We start from the raw sequence: 15386 nt of genomic DNA on the forward strand, positions 1-15386 counted from the left end.
CGGGGTGGATCATGACAGCATCTCCGGATCGTCGAATCGTACTCTGAGTGTAGGCGGGGCTTTCGGCGCCCGCCTGTCGGGGGTCGGCCGTCGACGCTTCGCCGCCTGCGCGACAACGGTCGCCCGCAACTGCTCGGCGACCGCCCTGGCATGGCCGTAGTCGACCCGCAGGATCGCGACGCTGTCGCCCGCCTCGTCGACGGTCGGGCCGAGCACGCGGCTCCGGTATTCGGCGGGCAGCGCGGCGAGAGCGGCATCGACGGCGTCGCGGGTGCCGGTGAGGGTCGCGCTCCGGACCGCGGGAGGGAACCCGAGCTCTCGGCGCTCGGCGAGCTCCTCGCTCGCGAACCGCGGTTGCTGCCAGAGGGCGAAGGCGTTCGCCACGGGGGCCTCGACGCCGATCAGCAGCACCGGCGCGCGTGGAGCGGCCAGGGCTGCGGCGTTCGACCACCACCGTAGGCAGTCCTCGGCGACACGGAGCGACTCCCGCGCCAGCATGCGGTCGGCGTCGACCAGGAGGACGGCGGCATAGCCGCCCGCAGCGACGGGCTCCGCGCCTCGGGTCGCGATCACCAGCGCCGGCTCCGGGCCGACCTCGAACTTGGGGGCGTCGCCGTCCGACACCACGACCCGGTACCGGGGGAACGCCCGGCCAAGTTCCTCGGCGGTCCGGCCGGTGCCGGCGGCCGTGACACGGAACGCGGTGTCGTGACAGGTCTCGCACGACCACCCAGCCGCGAGGTGACCGCACCACCGGCAGGAGGGCTGCGAACGGGCTGTGACGAGTTGGAGCGGACCGTGGCACACCGAGCAGTGGGCCCTCGTCCCGCACCGACGACAGGCGAGGTGCGGCGCGTACCCCGGCCGCGCGACCTGGACCAGCACGGGTCCGTGATGCAGTGCCTCGTCGACCGCGCGCCAGGCGCTCGACGGGATCCTCGCCTGGCTCGTCATGGCGTCGTCGCCACTCGCCCGGGACACGACGACTCTCGGTCGTATCGGCGGGGTCGGTGCGACCTCGCGCAGCCAGCCGAGTTCGACGAGTCGCTGCGCCTCGGTACTGCGTGAGTGCGCGGCGAAGACGAGGGCGGATCCGCTCATCTCCTGCCGGGTCAACGCGACGTCGCGCGCGTGCACATAGGGGGCGAGCTGTTCCTGGTGGAGGGGGTCGCCGTCGTCCCAGAGGGCGATGAGTCCGAGGTCGTGGGCCGGTGCATAGACGGCCGACCGGTTGCCGACGACGATCCGGGGCACCGGATGCAGTCCGTCCAGGTAGGAGCGGTAGCGAGCAGCCGGGGTCTGCTTGGCGTCGGCCCTCGCGACCGCGGCACCGACACCGAGGTCGTCGAGCGCCGCCAGGAGGTGTTCGACGTCCCGGTAGTCGGGGACGCACAGGATCGCACTCCTCCCCTCGGACAGCTGGTTCACGGCGAGAGCCGCCAGCGTGAAGGACCAGTCGGGGAGCCACACGCCCGCGCTCGTCGCGGTCAGGGTGGGGATCGCGCTGATCGCGTACCGCTCCCCCGGCACGAGACGGTCGAGGGTGCCGGGGGCGAACCCCGGGACGGTGCGCCGCTCGACCGACGGAGGCTCCGGCGGGGTCGCGGCCGCCCAGGTCTTCTCCACCCGGACCTGTCGCGGCGGGATGGCGAGACGCAGGACGTCCATGGCGCTGCCGGCGCTGCGATCCGCGACACGGCGTGCGAGCGTCCACAGGCTCGGGGTCAGGACCGGCACCGACGAGACGACCGAGCTCAAGGGGCTGAGCGCTCCGCCGAACTCGCTCGAGTCGGCGAGGTCGACGATGAACCCGTTCGCCGACCGACCCGCCGAGCGCAGCGGGACCGAGACGCGCGCGCCGAGCACGGCGTCGTCGGCCAGTTCGTCGGGGATGGCGTAGTCGAACAGGTGGTCGAGCTGTGGCAACGGGGAGTCGAGCACCACCCTGGCGACCCTCGCGCCGACCACGGCTACAGCCCGGCTGCTGACCGCAACGCCTCCACCCGGTCGAGACGCTCCCACGTGAAGTCGGGGAGCTCGCGGCCGAAGTGCCCGTACGCCGCCGTGGCGGCGTAGATGGGGCGGATCAGGTCGAGGTCGGCGATGATCGCGGCCGGACGGAGGTCGAAGACGTCGCGGATCGCGCGCGTGATGTCGGCCTCCGGCACATGGGCCGTCCCGAAGGTCTCGACGTAGAGTCCGACCGGCGCGGCCTTGCCGATGGCGTAGGCGACCTGCACCTCGAGACGTTCGGCGAATCCGGCGGCGACCGCGTTCTTCGCCACCCAGCGCATGGCGTACGCGGCCGAGCGGTCCACCTTCGACGGGTCCTTCCCGCTGAAGGCCCCACCGCCGTGTCGAGCCGCTCCGCCGTAGGTGTCGATGATGATCTTGCGTCCGGTGAGCCCGGCGTCGCCCATCGGGCCACCGACGACGAAGATGCCGGTCGGGTTGATCAGGTGCGTCACGTTCGAGCTGTCGAGCTCGACCGTCGCGAGGACCGGTTCGATGACGTGACGCTGGACGTCGCGGCGCAGCTGCTCCGTGGAGACACCCGGATTGTGCTGCGTGGAGACCACGACCGTCTCCACGGTCTTCGGGAGGAAGCCGTCGTACCCGATGGTGACCTGGGTCTTGCCGTCCGGGCGCAGGTAGTCGAGCTGGCCGGACTTGCGTACCTCGGCGAGTCGCTCTGCGAGACGGTGCGCGATCCAGCTGGGCAGCGGCATGTACTGCGGCGTCTCGGTGGTCGCGAACCCGAACATGATGCCCTGGTCGCCGGCGCCCTGGAGGTCGTAGGCGTCGACGCTGGACTGTTCGCGGGATTCGAAGGCGTGGTCGACTCCGGCGGCGATGTCGGCGGACTGCGAGCCGATCGACACGCTCACACCGCAGGAGTCGCCGTCGAATCCGATGTCGGACGAGGTGTAGCCGATGGACCGGATGCGCTCGCGGACGATCGTCGGGATGTCGACGTAGCCGCTCGTGGAGACCTCACCGGCGACATGGACGAGCCCGGTGGTGACGAGTGTCTCGACGGCGACTCGACTGCGCGGATCCACCTCGAGGAGCGCGTCGAGGATGCTGTCCGAGATCTGGTCGCAGATCTTGTCGGGATGCCCCTCGGTCACGGATTCGGAGGTGAACAGGCGCAGCTCGGTCATGCGGTCTCCCGTCGGAAGTGGTGATGCGATGGTGGAGGGATCGGCCGTCGTGGTGTTCCGGGGCCCGACCGTTGATCACTCTAGTCGAGGCCTCGGACACGTCGTCCGCCTGTGACGCAGGGCGTCGCGGTGGCGGGAACGGGCCCGACACGACGAATCCGCCGGTCGTCTGGCGCCCGGCGGATTCGTCGTGGTGAAGCGTTATTCGGCGATCGGCTTGATCTGGAGCTTGTCCTCGTTGATCTCGTGCATCGCGATCGAGAGCGGCTTGTCCTCGACGGACGAGTCGACCAGCGGCCCGACGTTGTCGAACAGGCTGCCCTCGTGGAGGTCGGCGTAGTAGTCGTTGATCTGGCGCGCGCGCTTGGACGCGAAGATCACGAGTGCGTACTTGGACTCGACCTTGGTGAGCAGGGAGTCGATGGGCGGGTCGATGATGCCCTTGAGCTTGTCAGCCATGCAGGTTCACACTCCTCGTGTGGTTGTGTTCGGGGAAGATCGGATCGATGCGGGGTGCGCGTCGGACGTCAATCCCCGTGAATCTTCATCAAGTCTACGACCTCTTGGGCCGCGCGGGCCACGTCGTCGTTGACGACACGGTGGTCGAACTCGTCCGCGGCGGCCAGTTCGACCTTCGCAGTACGCAGTCGACGCTCCCGTTCCTCCTCGTCCTCGGTGCCCCGTCCGACGAGTCGACGGACCAGTTCGTCCCAGCTCGGCGGCAGCAGGAACACCAGGGTCGCCTCCGGCATCGCCTCCCGGACCTGCCTGGCGCCCTGGATGTCGATCTCGAGCAGCGCGCTGTCGCCGGCTGCGAGCGCACGCTCGATCGGCTCGCGTGGCGTGCCGTAGCGGTACGCGTTGTGGACCGTGGCGTGCTCGAGCAGGCGGTCGCCCTCGATGAGGCCGTCGAACTCGGCGTCGGTCACGAAGTAGTAGTTCACCTCGTGCTGCTCCCCGGGCCGCGGCTTGCGCGTCGTGGCCGAGACGGAAAGATGCACCTCCGGGTAGTGGTCGCGGATGTACGCGGCGACCGTCCCCTTGCCGACGGCCGTCGGACCGGCGAGCACGACGAGTCGGCTGCGCGCCGTGCCCGGGTAGCGCTCGGCGATGAAGGCGCGGAGGCGATCCCGCTGCAGTCGACCGAGACCGCCGAGGCGCTTGACCGAGGAGATACCGAGCGATTCGAGGATCCGCCCGAGTTTGGTGACGCCGACACTCGGGATGCTGAGGAGGTATTCGGTGATGCGGATGCCGCCCTCGATGCCGTCCGGATCGGCGGTCGCGGCGTCGAGCACCTCCAACGGGGTGCGGGCGCCGGAGGCGATGGAGGCCTTGACGGTCGCGCGGGCGCGACGTTTGCGAACGGCCTCACGTGACGCGGCGGCCCGGTCGACCTCCGGCATGTTCCTGCTGGGCTGGTTCTGCTCCTGGTCAACCACGGGCGCTCCTCACGGCTGCGACGGAACGTTCGACGGCGTCCGCGATCCCCGAGGGTCCGGCGGCGAGGATGCTCCGGGACTCGGAGACGATGACGCCCGGCGCGAGGTCGCCGTAGATGGATCCGAGGTCGGCGACCGCGGCTCCCTGGTGGCCGAAACCGGGTGCCAGGATCGGGAGCGTGGTCGTCGGCGGTACCGCCGTCAGGCCGAACTCCTCGAGACGGAGCGTGGCACCGATGACCGCGCCGATCGAACCGGTCGATCCGGGGTGGTGCCGTGCGTTCCAGTGGTCGATCTCGTCGAGCATCGACGCCGCGACGGTGAGGCCGGCGCCGTCCTCGGCGAGCTGGACGTCGCGACCCTCCGGGTTCGAGGTCGCCGTCAGCACGAACACGCCCTTGCCGTGCTGCTCGGCGAGCTCGAGTGCCGGGTGCAGTGAGCCGAAGCCGAGATAGGGGTTCACGGTGAGGGCGTCGACCTCCAGCGGTGAACCGGGGGTCAGCCACGCCTCGGCATAGCCCTCCATGCTCGTCCCGATCTCGCCGCGCTTGGCGTCGCCGATCACGAGGAGCCCGGCGTCGCGTGCCGCTGCGAGGACCCCTTCGAGGGCGATGTACCCGGCCGACCCGAACCGTTCGAAGAACGCCGCCTGCGGCTTGACGATCCCGGCGCGACCGGCTGCGGCCTCGACGACGGCGAGGCCGAAGGCCCCCGCGCCGGCGGCGGTGTCGGGCAGGCCCCACGCCTCGAGCAGGAAGCGGTGCGGATCGATGCCGACGCAGAGTCGGCCCGACCGGACGAAGACCTCGTCCAGCCGGGTTCCGAAGGAAGCCGTCACGAGCGCGCAGCCCGATCGAGTGCGTACTCCTGGAGGGAGCGGACCTCGAAGCCACCGCCGAGCGCCTCGAAGGAGCCGACCGCGGCGGTGAGCTGCGCGATCGTCGTGAAGAGCGGCTTGTCGGCCGCGACGGCGGCCGCGCGGATCTCGTAGCCGTCCGCGCGAGCCGACCGGCCACTCGGGGTGTTGATGACCATGTCGACCTCGTCGCGGTTGATCAGGTCGACGATCGAGTCGTCCTCGCCCGCGGCCGTGGTCTCGCTGTACTTGCGCACCGTCCGGGCACTGATGCCGTTCCGGTTCAGCACTTCGGCCGTGCCGTCGGTCGCGAGGATGTCGAACCCGAGCTGCTGGAGGCGCAGCACCGGCAGGATGATCGAACGCTTGTCGCGGTCGGAGACCGAGACGAACACCGTTCCGCTCGACGGCAGGCCGCCGTAGGCCGCCTCCTGGCTCTTCGCGAACGCGCGCGGGAAGTCCTTGTCGATGCCCATCACCTCGCCGGTGGAGCGCATCTCCGGGCCGAGCACGCTGTCGACGATCTGGCCGTCCTTCGTGCGGAAGCGCTTGAAGGGCAGCACGGCCTCCTTGACCGACACCGGGGAGTCGATCGGGACACGGGATCCGTCGACCGGGGGCAGGAGCCCCGAGTCCTTGAGCTCGGCGACCGTCGCGCCGGTCATGATGAGCGAAGCGGCCTTGGCCAGCGGGATGCCGAGCGCCTTCGACACGAACGGCACCGTGCGGGACGCACGCGGGTTCGCCTCGATGACGTAGAGGATGCCGGCGCCGATCGCGAACTGCACGTTCAGGAGACCACGCACGCCGATCCCCTGGGCGATCGCGAGCGTCGCGTTCCGCACGCGGTCGATCTCGGCGCGACCGAGCGAGACGGGCGGCAGGGTGCAGCTCGAGTCGCCCGAGTGGATACCGGCCTCCTCGATGTGCTCCATGACGCCGCCGATGTAGAGCTCCTCGCCGTCGAACAGGGCGTCGACGTCGATCTCGATCGCGTCGTCGAGGAAGTGGTCGACGAGCAGCGGCTGGGCCGGGCCCACGATGCCCTGGTCCTCGATGCGCACGAAGTAGTCCGTGAGCGATGCGCTGTCGTAGATGATCTCCATGCCGCGTCCGCCGAGCACGAAGCTCGGGCGGACGAGGACCGGGTAGCCGATCTCCTCGGCGACGCGCAGCGCACCCTCGATCTCCACCGCGGTGCCGTTCTTCGGTGCGACGAGGCCGGCGGCGTCCAGGATCTCCTGGAACTGGCCGCGCTCCTCGGCGAGGTCGATGGCGGTCGGCGTGGTGCCGAGGATCGGGACGCCTGCGGCCTCGAGACCCTTCGCGAGCCCGAGCGCCGTCTGGCCGCCGAGCTGGACGACGACACCGACGAGTTCGCCCGACTCGCTCTCGGCGTGGATGACCTCGAGGACGTCCTCGAGCGTGAGCGGCTCGAAGTAGAGCCGGTCGCTCGTGTCGTAGTCCGTCGAGACGGTCTCCGGGTTGCAGTTGATCATGATCGTCTCGAAACCGGCGGCCTGCAGCGCGAAGGACGCGTGCACGCAGGAGTAGTCGAACTCGATCCCCTGGCCGATGCGGTTCGGGCCGGACCCGAGGATGACCACTTTGCGGCGGTCGCTCGCGACCACCTCGGTCTCCGTGTCGTAGCTCGAGTAGTGGTACGGGGTGAGGGCCGGGAACTCGCCGGCGCACGTGTCGACCGTCTTGTAGACCGGGCGGACACCCAGGATGTGGCGGACCTCACGCACCTCCTGCTCGCCGAACCCGCGCAGCTGACCGATCTGCGCGTCCGAGAAGCCGTGGTTCTTCGCGGTCCGGAGCACCTCGGTGTCGAGGCGGTCCGCCGCGGCGATCCAGTCGGCGACGTCGTTGATGAGGACGATCTGGTCGATGAACCACGGGTCGATCTTGGTGGCCTCGAAGACCTGCTCGGCGGTGGCACCCTTGCGGAGCGCCTGCTGCACGACGACGATGCGGCCGTCGGTCGGGGTCTTCATGACCTCGAGCAGCTCTTCGACGCTGCGGGACTCATCGCTCCAGTGGAAGCTGGAACCGCGCTTCTCGAGCGACCGCAGCGCCTTCTGCAGGGCGGTGGCGTAGTTGCGTCCGATCGCCATCGCCTCACCCACCGACTTCATGGTGGTCGTGAGCGTCGGGTCGGCGGCGGGGAACTTCTCGAACGCGAAGCGCGGGACCTTCACGACGACGTAGTCGAGCGTGGGCTCGAAGCTCGCGGGCGTGACCTTCGTGATGTCGTTCGGGATCTCGTCGAGTCGGTACCCGATGGCCAGCTTCGCCGCGATCTTCGCGATCGGGAAGCCGGTCGCCTTCGAAGCGAGGGCACTCGAACGAGAGACGCGCGGGTTCATCTCGATGACGATGATGCGGCCGTCGGCCGGGTCGACCGCGAACTGGATGTTGCAGCCTCCGGTGTCGACGCCGACCGCGCGGATGATGTCGATGCCGATGTCGCGGAGCTTCTGGTACTCGCGGTCCGTCAGCGTCAGGGCGGGGGCCACCGTGATGGAGTCCCCGGTGTGCACGCCGACCGGGTCGACGTTCTCGATCGAGCAGACGACGACGGTGTTGTCGGCCGTGTCGCGCATGAGCTCGAGCTCGTACTCCTTCCAGCCGAGGATCGACTCCTCGAGGAGCACCTCGGTGGTCGGGCTCTGGTGGAGGCCGTCACCGACGATCCGGCGCAGTTCCGCCTCGGTGTACGCGAAGCCTGAGCCGAGACCGCCCATGGTGAACGAGGGGCGGACGACCAGCGGGTAGCCGAGGTCCTCGGCGTAGCCGACGGCCTCCTCGACCGTGTGGGCGATGTACGAGCGGGCCACGTCCGCGCCCGCGTCGAGCACGAGCTGCTTGAAGATCTGGCGGTCCTCGCCCTTGTTGATCGCCTCGAAGTTCGCGCCGATGAGCTCGACGTCGTACTTCTCGAGGATGCCGTGCTCGTGCAGCTGGATCGCGGCGTTCAACGCCGTCTGGCCGCCGAGGGTCGGGAGGATCGCGTCGGGCTTCTCCTTCGCGATGATCGTCTCGATGACCTGCCAGGTGATCGGCTCGACGTAGGTCGCGTCGGCGAAGTCGGGGTCGGTCATGATGGTCGCCGGGTTCGAGTTGACGAGGATGACGCGGACGCCCTCCTCGCGCAGCACGCGGCATGCCTGGGTGCCCGAGTAGTCGAACTCGGCGGCCTGCCCGATGACGATCGGCCCGGAGCCGATGACGAGGACGCTGTTGATGTCGTCGCGCTTGGGCACTAGTTGTTCTCCTTGGTGCTGGAAGTGGTGGCGTGGCCGGTCACGAGGTCGCGGAACCGGTCGAAGAGGTAGACCGCGTCGTGCGGACCCGAGGCGGACTCGGGGTGGTACTGGACCGAGAACGCGGGGATGTCGATGCAGTTGATGCCCTCGACGACCTCGTCGTTCAGGCTGTAGTGGCTGACCTCCGCGAGGCCGAACCCGGCGGGCGTCTCGTGGCGGCCCTCGATCGGCAGGTCCACCGCGAAGCCGTGGTTCTGCGAGGTGATCTCCACCCGACCGGTCGCCTTGTCGAGGACCGGCTGGTTGATCCCACGGTGGCCGAATGGCAGCTTGTAGGTCTCGAAGCCGAGCGCGCGGCCGAGCAGCTGGTTGCCGAAGCAGATGCCGAAGTACGGGACGCCCGCGCGGAGCACGTCCTGCAGGAGGGCGACGTGCGCGTCGCTCGCAGCCGGGTCGCCGGGTCCGTTGGAGAAGAACAGGGCGCTCGGTTCGAGCGCGAGGACCTCGGCCGAGGTCACCGACTGCGGCAGCACCACGACGTCGAAGCCGCGAGCGGCGAGGTGGTTGAGCGTCGAGGTCTTGACGCCGAGGTCGAGGACCGCGACGGAACCGACGCGCTCCCCCACCGCCGGCACGGTGTACTGCTCGGTCGTGGAGACCTGGCTCGACAGGTTCAGACCGGCCATCTGCGCGCCGGCGCGGACGAGACTGAGCTGTTCGGCGCCGGACAACTCGAAGTCCTCACCGGAGAACACGCCGCCGCGCATGGAACCGGCGGAACGGATGTGCCTCGTCACCGCGCGGGTGTCGATGCCGCTGATGCCCACGACGCCGTCCTGGACGAGTTCGTCGTCGAGCGAGCGGTCCGCTCGGAAGTTGGAGACGACGCGCGACGCGTCGCGCACCACGTATCCGGCGACCCAGACACGGGCGGACTCCATGTCCTCGCGGTTGACGCCGGTGTTGCCGATGTGGGGCGCGGTCATCAGGACGATCTGTCCGGCGTAGGACGGGTCGGTCAGCGTCTCCTGGTAGCCGGTCATGCCGGTGGCGAAGACGACCTCGCCGAGCGTGCGGCCGGTCGCGCCGTAGGCGTGCCCGACGTAGCGGTTGCCGTCCTCGAGGACGAGTACCGCTGGACTGGGTGGGGTGAAGGAGGTCATGGTCAAGCCCTCTCGTGAGGCGGTGGGGTGGAGTCGTCGGCCGAGGTGACGTCGGCGACGGTGTCTGAGGTGCCGGTCGGCCGGAGTCCGGCGTCCGCGGCGGGGATGAGGCTCGTGACGATGTCGATGATGCGGGCGCGGTCCGCCTGCTCGAGGACGCGGAAGGTGCTGTCCGCGATCACCGTCGGGACGGGACGCCAGCTCAGGCGGATGAGCCCGCCCGGCTCGACGACCCGGTCGATCGTGAGGTTGGTCTGGTCGACGCCGACGATGCTCGTCGCCGGGATGAACGTCGGCCGCTCCCCCGGGACGTCGACGACGACTCCGGCGGCTCCCAGTTCGAGCGTGACCCGGGATCGGTAGCGCAGTCCCTGCAACGCCAGCCGTTCGAGCGGCTGGTCGTGCTTCGACGTCGCGACGTAGAGGACCTCGACCGTCAGTGACGGGACCGGCCGCGGGTCGGGGAGCTCTGCGAGGGGACCGACCTGGGCGTCGCGCGCGACGCGGCGTCGCCAGGCGAAGCCCATGAGGGCGAGGATGCCGAGGAGGACGAGGGCGACGAGGACGGCCGCGAGGATCCGCCCGTCCATCAGCGCTCGACCTCCGCGGATCGCGCGGCGCGGCGTGCTGCGGCCGCGACCTGCTCCGTCGGGAGCACGGCGCCGTCCAGGACGGTCGCGTAGCCACGGTGGAAGGTGGCGACGACGCGGCCGGGCAGCTCCAGGCCGAGGTAGGGCGAGTTCACGCCCTTGCCGGCAAGGTCGGCCGTGCCGAACGGACGAGTGGCGGCGGTGTCGTAGAGCACGACCTCCGCCGGAGCTCCGGCCTCGATCGAAGCCCCCTGCCCGGTGATCCGTCCGATCCTCGCCGGCGTCGCCGAGAGCACCCGGGCGACGTCGTTCCAGTCCAGGAGCCCGGTCGCGACCATCGACGCATGCACGACGGAGAGGGCGGACTCGAGGCCCACCATGCCGTTCGCGGCGGCGTCCCACTCGCAGTCCTTGGCCTCGACCGGGTGCGGTGCGTGGTCCGTCGCGACGACGTCGATCGTGCCGTCCGCGAGTGCCTCGCGCAGCGCCTGGACGTCCTCCGCCCGTCGCAGGGGCGGGTTCACCTTGTACCGGGCGTCGTAGCTCGCCACCAGCTCCTCCGTGAGCAGCAGGTGGTGCGGCGTGACCTCGGCCGTGACGGGGATGCCTCGGGCCTTCGCCCAGCGGATGACGTCGACGGACCCTGCCGTCGAGACGTGGCAGATGTGGAGGCGGGAACCCACATGCTCGGCGAGGAGGACGTCGCGGGCGATGATCGACTCCTCGGCGACCGCAGGCCACCCGGTGAGCCCGAGTTCGCCGGAGAGGGCGCCCTCGTTCATCTGCGCACCGACGGTGAGCCGGGGTTCCTGCGCGTGCTGGGCGATCACACCGTCGAAGGCCTTCACGTACTCCAGCGCGCGGCGCATGAGCAGCGGGTCGGACACGCAGAGACCGTCGTCCGAGAAGACCCGGACCTCGGCACGTGAGGAGGCCATGGCGCCGAGTTCGGCGAGCCGCTCTCCGGCGAGGCCGACCGTCACGGCACCGATCGGCTGCACCGTCGCGTACCCGGCGCGTTCACCGAGCGACTGTTCCTGCTCGACGACCCCGGCCGTGTCGGCCACCGGCGAGGTGTTGGCCATCGCGAACACCGCGGTGAAGCCGCCGGCGGCTGCGGCACGCGTACCGGTGAGCACCGTCTCGCTCTGCTCGAACCCGGGTTCCCGGAGATGCGTGTGGAGGTCGACGAGCCCGGGGAGAGCGAGGAGGCCGTCCGCGTCGACGACGGTCGCGCCGACGGCGCTCAGCCCGGTGCCGCGTTCCGCGATCCGTCCGTCGCGCAGGAGGAGGTCGGTGCGTGTCCCGTCGGCGAGCGTCGCTCCGGTGATCAGCGTGACGTCGTGGTTCGAAGTGGGCTCAGACACGGGTGGATTCCTCTCGATCGCCGGACAGCAACAGGTACAACGCGGCCATCCGGACCGACACCCCGTTGGCGACCTGTTCGAGGACGGTCGACCGGGGTGAGTCGGCTGCCCCGGACGAGATCTCCAGACCGCGGTTCATCGGCCCGGGGTGCATGACAATGCTAGCCGGATCGAGGCGGGCGAGTCGCTCGTCGTCGAGCCCCCAGCGCCTGGAATACTCCCGGCTGTTCGGGAAAAAGGCGGCGTGCATGCGTTCGGACTGGATCCGGAGCATCATCAGCACGTCGGGACGCTGGGCGATCGCGTCGTCCAGGTCGTAGCGGACGGTGGCCGGCCACGGGCCGAGGTCCACCGGAAGCAGTGTCGGCGGGGCGACGAGAGTCACCTCGGCGCCGAGCGTGTCGAGCAGCCAGACGTTCGAGCGGGCGACCCGGGAATGCAGGATGTCGCCGACGATCGTCACCGCCACCCCGTCGAGCGCGCGACCGCGGGAACGCTCGCCGTGGAGGCGCTTGCGCATCGTGAACGCGTCCAGGAGGGCCTGCGTCGGGTGCTCGTGCGTCCCGTCCCCCGCGTTCAGGATGCCGGCGTCGATCCACCCGCTGTCGGCGAGGGTCTGCGGCGCACCGGAGGCGGAGTGTCGGATCACGACGGCGTCGGCGTGCATCGCGGCGAGGGTCTGTGCGGTGTCCTTCAGACTCTCGCCCTTCGAGACGCTCGACCCCTTCGCGCTGAAGGTGATGACGTCTGCGGACAGCCGTTTTGCGGCAGCCTCGAACGAGATGCGCGTGCGGGTCGAGTCCTCGAAGAAGAGGTTGACGACCGTCTTCCCACGGAGGGTCGGGAGCTTGCGGACCTCACGGAACTGCGTCTCGGCCATGTCCTCCGCGACGTCGAGGATCTCGATCGCCTCGTCGCGGGTGAGGGTCTTCGTCGACAGCAGGTGCCTCATTCGCCGCTCCCCTCGATCGTCACGGAGTCGTCGCCGTCGAACTCGGTGAGCCGGACGAAGATGCGCTCCGCCTGCGAGGAGGGCAGGTTCTTCCCCACGAAGTCGGGCCGGATCGGGAGCTCGCGGTGCCCGCGGTCGACGAGCGCGGCGAGCCGCACGACGCGCGGGCGGCCCAGGTCGGTCAACGCGTCGAGTGCGGCGCGGATCGTGCGTCCCGAGTACAGGACGTCGTCGACGAGGACGACCGTGCGCCCGTCGATCCCTTGCGGCGGCAGTGTCGTGGGCTGCGGTGCACGGGTCGGGTGCTTCGCCAGGTCGTCGCGGTACATCGTGACGTCGAGTGCACCCGAGACGATGGTCGCGCCCGAGATCGAGGAGATCGTGGCGGCGATCCGCTTCGCGAGGATGACCCCGCGCGTCGGGATGCCGAGGATCACGAGGTCGTCTGCTCCGCGGTTGGACTCGAGGATCTCGTGGGAGATCCGAGTCAACGCCCGCGCGATGTCAGCTTCGTGCAGCACGGTACGTGCGCTCATCGCCGACTCCCTTCTCCGCCTCTCTGGACGGTCTTAAAGGTTGTCTTGGTCAACACCCGAGCCTAGCAGTCGGATCAGGCCTCGTAGAGCTCCAACGGGAGGCCGTCGGGATCGAAGAAGAACAGCATCTTGCGCGAGGTGTGCGGGTCGATCCGGACGTCTTCGACGCGGACACCCAGCTCGACCAGCCGCGCGTGGCCGGCATCGACGTCGTCGACGGCGAAGGCGAGGTGCCGCAGCCCGAGCGCTTCGGGCCCGGATGCGCGCGCCGGCGGGTCAGGGAAGGAGAACAACTCGATGAGGTACTCACCGTTCAGGGCGAGGTCGCCCATCCAGGAGTCGCGCTCGGCCCGGTACACCTCGGTGAGCAGCTCGCAGCCGAGCACCGAGGTGTAGAAGCGCTTGGAGCGCTCGTAGTCGCTGGCGATGATCGCGATGTGGTGCACGCGCTTCAGCGGCAGGGCTGCACCGGTCTCGTCGCTCATCGTCACCGCGGGTTGATCTGCGAGATCTTGCCGAGCAGGCCGTTGATGAAGCCGGCCGAGTCGTCGGTCGACAGCGTCTTGGCCGCCTCGACCGCTTCGTCGATGGCGACGCCGTGCGGCACCTCGTCGTTGAACAGGATCTCCCAGATCGCGATCCGGAGGATGGCCCGGTCGACCGTGGGCATCCGCGCGAGCGTCCAGCCCTGCGCGTACGTCTCGATCTGCTCGTCGATCTCCTCGGCGTGGTCACCGACACCGTCGACGATCTCCCTCGCATACAACCACGAGGCCTGGCGGTCGGGCTCGCTGACGGCGCGAGACGCTTCCGCGGACAGGACTTCAGCGAGGGTCTGCTGACGGACGTCGGCCTGGTACAGCAGATCGAGGGCGCGCTTGCGCGCCTTGGTACGAGCGCTCACTCGTTGACGCGACCGAGGTAGTCACCCGTACGGGTGTCGACCTTGACCTTGGTGCCGGTCTCGAGGAAGAGCGGGACCTGGATCTCGTAGCCGGTCTCGACGGTCGCCGGCTTCGTGCCGCCGGTCGAGCGGTCGCCCTGGAGCCCGGGTTCCGTGTAGGTGACCTCGAGGATGACCGACGCGGGGAGCTCGACGTAGAGCGGGTTGCCGTTGTTGAGTGCGACCGTGACGTCCTGGTTCTCGAGGAGGAAGTTCTTGGTGTCGCCGACGACGACGGCGGGGATGGTGATCTGGTCGTAGTCGCTCTTGTCCATGAAGACGAAGGAGTCGCCGTCCGCGTACAGGTAGGTGAAGTCGCGGCGGTCGACGTTCTCGACGTCGATCTTCGTGCCGGCGTTGTACGTCTTGTCGACGACCTTGCCGGTCATGATGTTCTTCATCTTGGTGCGGACGAACGCGCCACCCTTGCCCGGCTTGACGTGCTGGAACTCGATCACCGTCCAGAGCTGCCCGTCGATGTTCAGGACGATGCCGTTCTTGATGTCAGCGGTAGAAGCCATGCGCGAGAATGTCCGTTCGTGGAAAGTGTGCGGCCGGATACGACCCAACGAACGAGTGTAACCGCTGCGAGGACCCGTGACCAATGCACCCGTGGTGGACCAGGGCGCCGCGCACGTCACTCGGCGCTGCGGCGCACCACGAGGTCGAGGGCGAGGCGGTACGAGTCGAAGCCGAAACCGGCGATCACGCCGGTCGCGACACCGGAGATCACGCTCGTGTGACGGAAGGCCTCGCGGGCGTGCGGATTCGAGAGGTGCACCTCGACGAGCAGGAGGCCAGCCTTCGTGACCATGGCCGCCGCGTCACGGAGCCCGTAGCTGTAGTGGGTGAACGCCGCGGGGTTGAGGATCACGGACGTGCCGGAGTCGACGGCCTCGTGGAGCCAGCCGATCAGCTCGCCTTCGTCGTCCGTCTGGCGCAGGTCGATCCGCGTCCCGTCGCCCGCGTCGACCTCGAGCATTGTGCGCAGCGCAACGAGGTCGGCCGAGCCGTAGACGTCGGGTTCACGGCTGCCGAGGCGTCCGAGGTTCGGTCCGTTGAGGACGAGCACGGTGGTCATGAGTCGAGGGTATCCGTTCG

General features: G+C 69.4%; 14 protein-coding genes and 1 pseudogene. All 15 read right to left on the minus strand.

The window, feature by feature from the left end:
- Positions 1 to 9: 9 nt before the first annotated feature.
- The gene (locus HOW07_RS00865; RefSeq protein WP_371743540.1) at positions 10 to 1944 is read right to left on the minus strand and encodes a primosomal protein N'; all 1935 of its coding nucleotides are present in this window, start codon (positions 1942 to 1944) and stop codon (positions 10 to 12) included.
- 26 nt (positions 1945 to 1970) lie between these two features.
- Positions 1971 to 3164 (minus strand): methionine adenosyltransferase, encoded by a 1194-nt coding sequence (gene metK / locus HOW07_RS00870; protein WP_064293843.1) that lies wholly within the window; start codon positions 3162 to 3164, stop codon positions 1971 to 1973.
- A 201-nt stretch (positions 3165 to 3365) separates the two neighbouring features.
- Positions 3366 to 3623 (minus strand): DNA-directed RNA polymerase subunit omega, encoded by a 258-nt coding sequence (gene rpoZ / locus HOW07_RS00875; RefSeq protein ID WP_056005756.1) that lies wholly within the window; start codon positions 3621 to 3623, stop codon positions 3366 to 3368.
- 68 nt (positions 3624 to 3691) lie between these two features.
- Complete coding sequence (gene gmk / locus HOW07_RS00880) at positions 3692 to 4570, minus strand: guanylate kinase (protein WP_175116471.1); 879 nt, start codon at positions 4568 to 4570, stop codon at positions 3692 to 3694.
- Positions 4571 to 4598: 28 nt separating this feature from the next.
- Positions 4599 to 5444, minus strand: a complete 846-nt coding sequence (gene pyrF / locus HOW07_RS00885) for an orotidine-5'-phosphate decarboxylase (RefSeq protein ID WP_175115844.1) — start codon at positions 5442 to 5444, stop codon at positions 4599 to 4601.
- Positions 5441 to 8731 carry a carbamoyl-phosphate synthase large subunit gene (carB, locus tag HOW07_RS00890; protein WP_175115845.1) on the minus strand — a complete coding sequence of 1097 codons (3291 nt, stop codon included), beginning with the start codon at positions 8729 to 8731 and terminating at the stop codon, positions 5441 to 5443. Before carB ends, pyrF begins: the two co-directional genes overlap by 4 nt.
- Positions 8731 to 9897, minus strand: coding sequence for a glutamine-hydrolyzing carbamoyl-phosphate synthase small subunit (gene carA, locus HOW07_RS00895; RefSeq protein WP_085510883.1), 1167 nt, complete (start codon positions 9895 to 9897; stop codon positions 8731 to 8733). The genes carB and carA overlap by 1 nt, the downstream gene beginning before the upstream one ends.
- A 2-nt stretch (positions 9898 to 9899) precedes the next feature.
- Positions 9900 to 10487: a hypothetical protein gene (locus tag HOW07_RS00900; RefSeq protein ID WP_175115846.1), complete on the minus strand. Its 588-nt coding sequence runs from the start codon at positions 10485 to 10487 to the stop codon at positions 9900 to 9902.
- Positions 10487 to 11854: a dihydroorotase gene (locus HOW07_RS00905; protein ID WP_371743541.1), complete on the minus strand. Its 1368-nt coding sequence runs from the start codon at positions 11852 to 11854 to the stop codon at positions 10487 to 10489. Before HOW07_RS00905 ends, HOW07_RS00900 begins: the two co-directional genes overlap by 1 nt.
- Positions 11847 to 12806, minus strand: coding sequence for an aspartate carbamoyltransferase catalytic subunit (locus HOW07_RS00910; RefSeq protein ID WP_071260160.1), 960 nt, complete (start codon positions 12804 to 12806; stop codon positions 11847 to 11849). Before HOW07_RS00910 ends, HOW07_RS00905 begins: the two co-directional genes overlap by 8 nt.
- Positions 12803 to 13348, minus strand: a pseudogene (pyrR, locus tag HOW07_RS00915) (bifunctional pyr operon transcriptional regulator/uracil phosphoribosyltransferase PyrR); the annotation flags it as partial. The pseudogene pyrR and the gene HOW07_RS00910, both read right to left, overlap by 4 nt.
- Positions 13349 to 13416: 68 nt before the next feature.
- Positions 13417 to 13827, minus strand: coding sequence for a VOC family protein (locus HOW07_RS00920; protein ID WP_071260157.1), 411 nt, complete (start codon positions 13825 to 13827; stop codon positions 13417 to 13419).
- 2 nt (positions 13828 to 13829) lie between these two features.
- Positions 13830 to 14246 (minus strand): transcription antitermination factor NusB, encoded by a 417-nt coding sequence (nusB, locus tag HOW07_RS00925; RefSeq protein ID WP_064293834.1) that lies wholly within the window; start codon positions 14244 to 14246, stop codon positions 13830 to 13832.
- Positions 14243 to 14806 (minus strand): elongation factor P, encoded by a 564-nt coding sequence (gene efp, locus HOW07_RS00930; protein ID WP_056005785.1) that lies wholly within the window; start codon positions 14804 to 14806, stop codon positions 14243 to 14245. The genes nusB and efp overlap by 4 nt, the downstream gene beginning before the upstream one ends.
- Before the next feature lie 116 nt (positions 14807 to 14922).
- Entirely contained in the window at positions 14923 to 15366 is a 444-nt protein-coding gene (locus HOW07_RS00935) for a type II 3-dehydroquinate dehydratase (RefSeq protein ID WP_175115847.1), read from the minus strand.
- Positions 15367 to 15386: the final 20 nt, after the last annotated feature.

This window comes from Plantibacter sp. MCCC 1A11337, assembly GCF_013349365.1.
GTDB classification, from domain to species: Bacteria; Actinomycetota; Actinomycetes; order Actinomycetales; family Microbacteriaceae; genus Plantibacter; species Plantibacter flavus_A.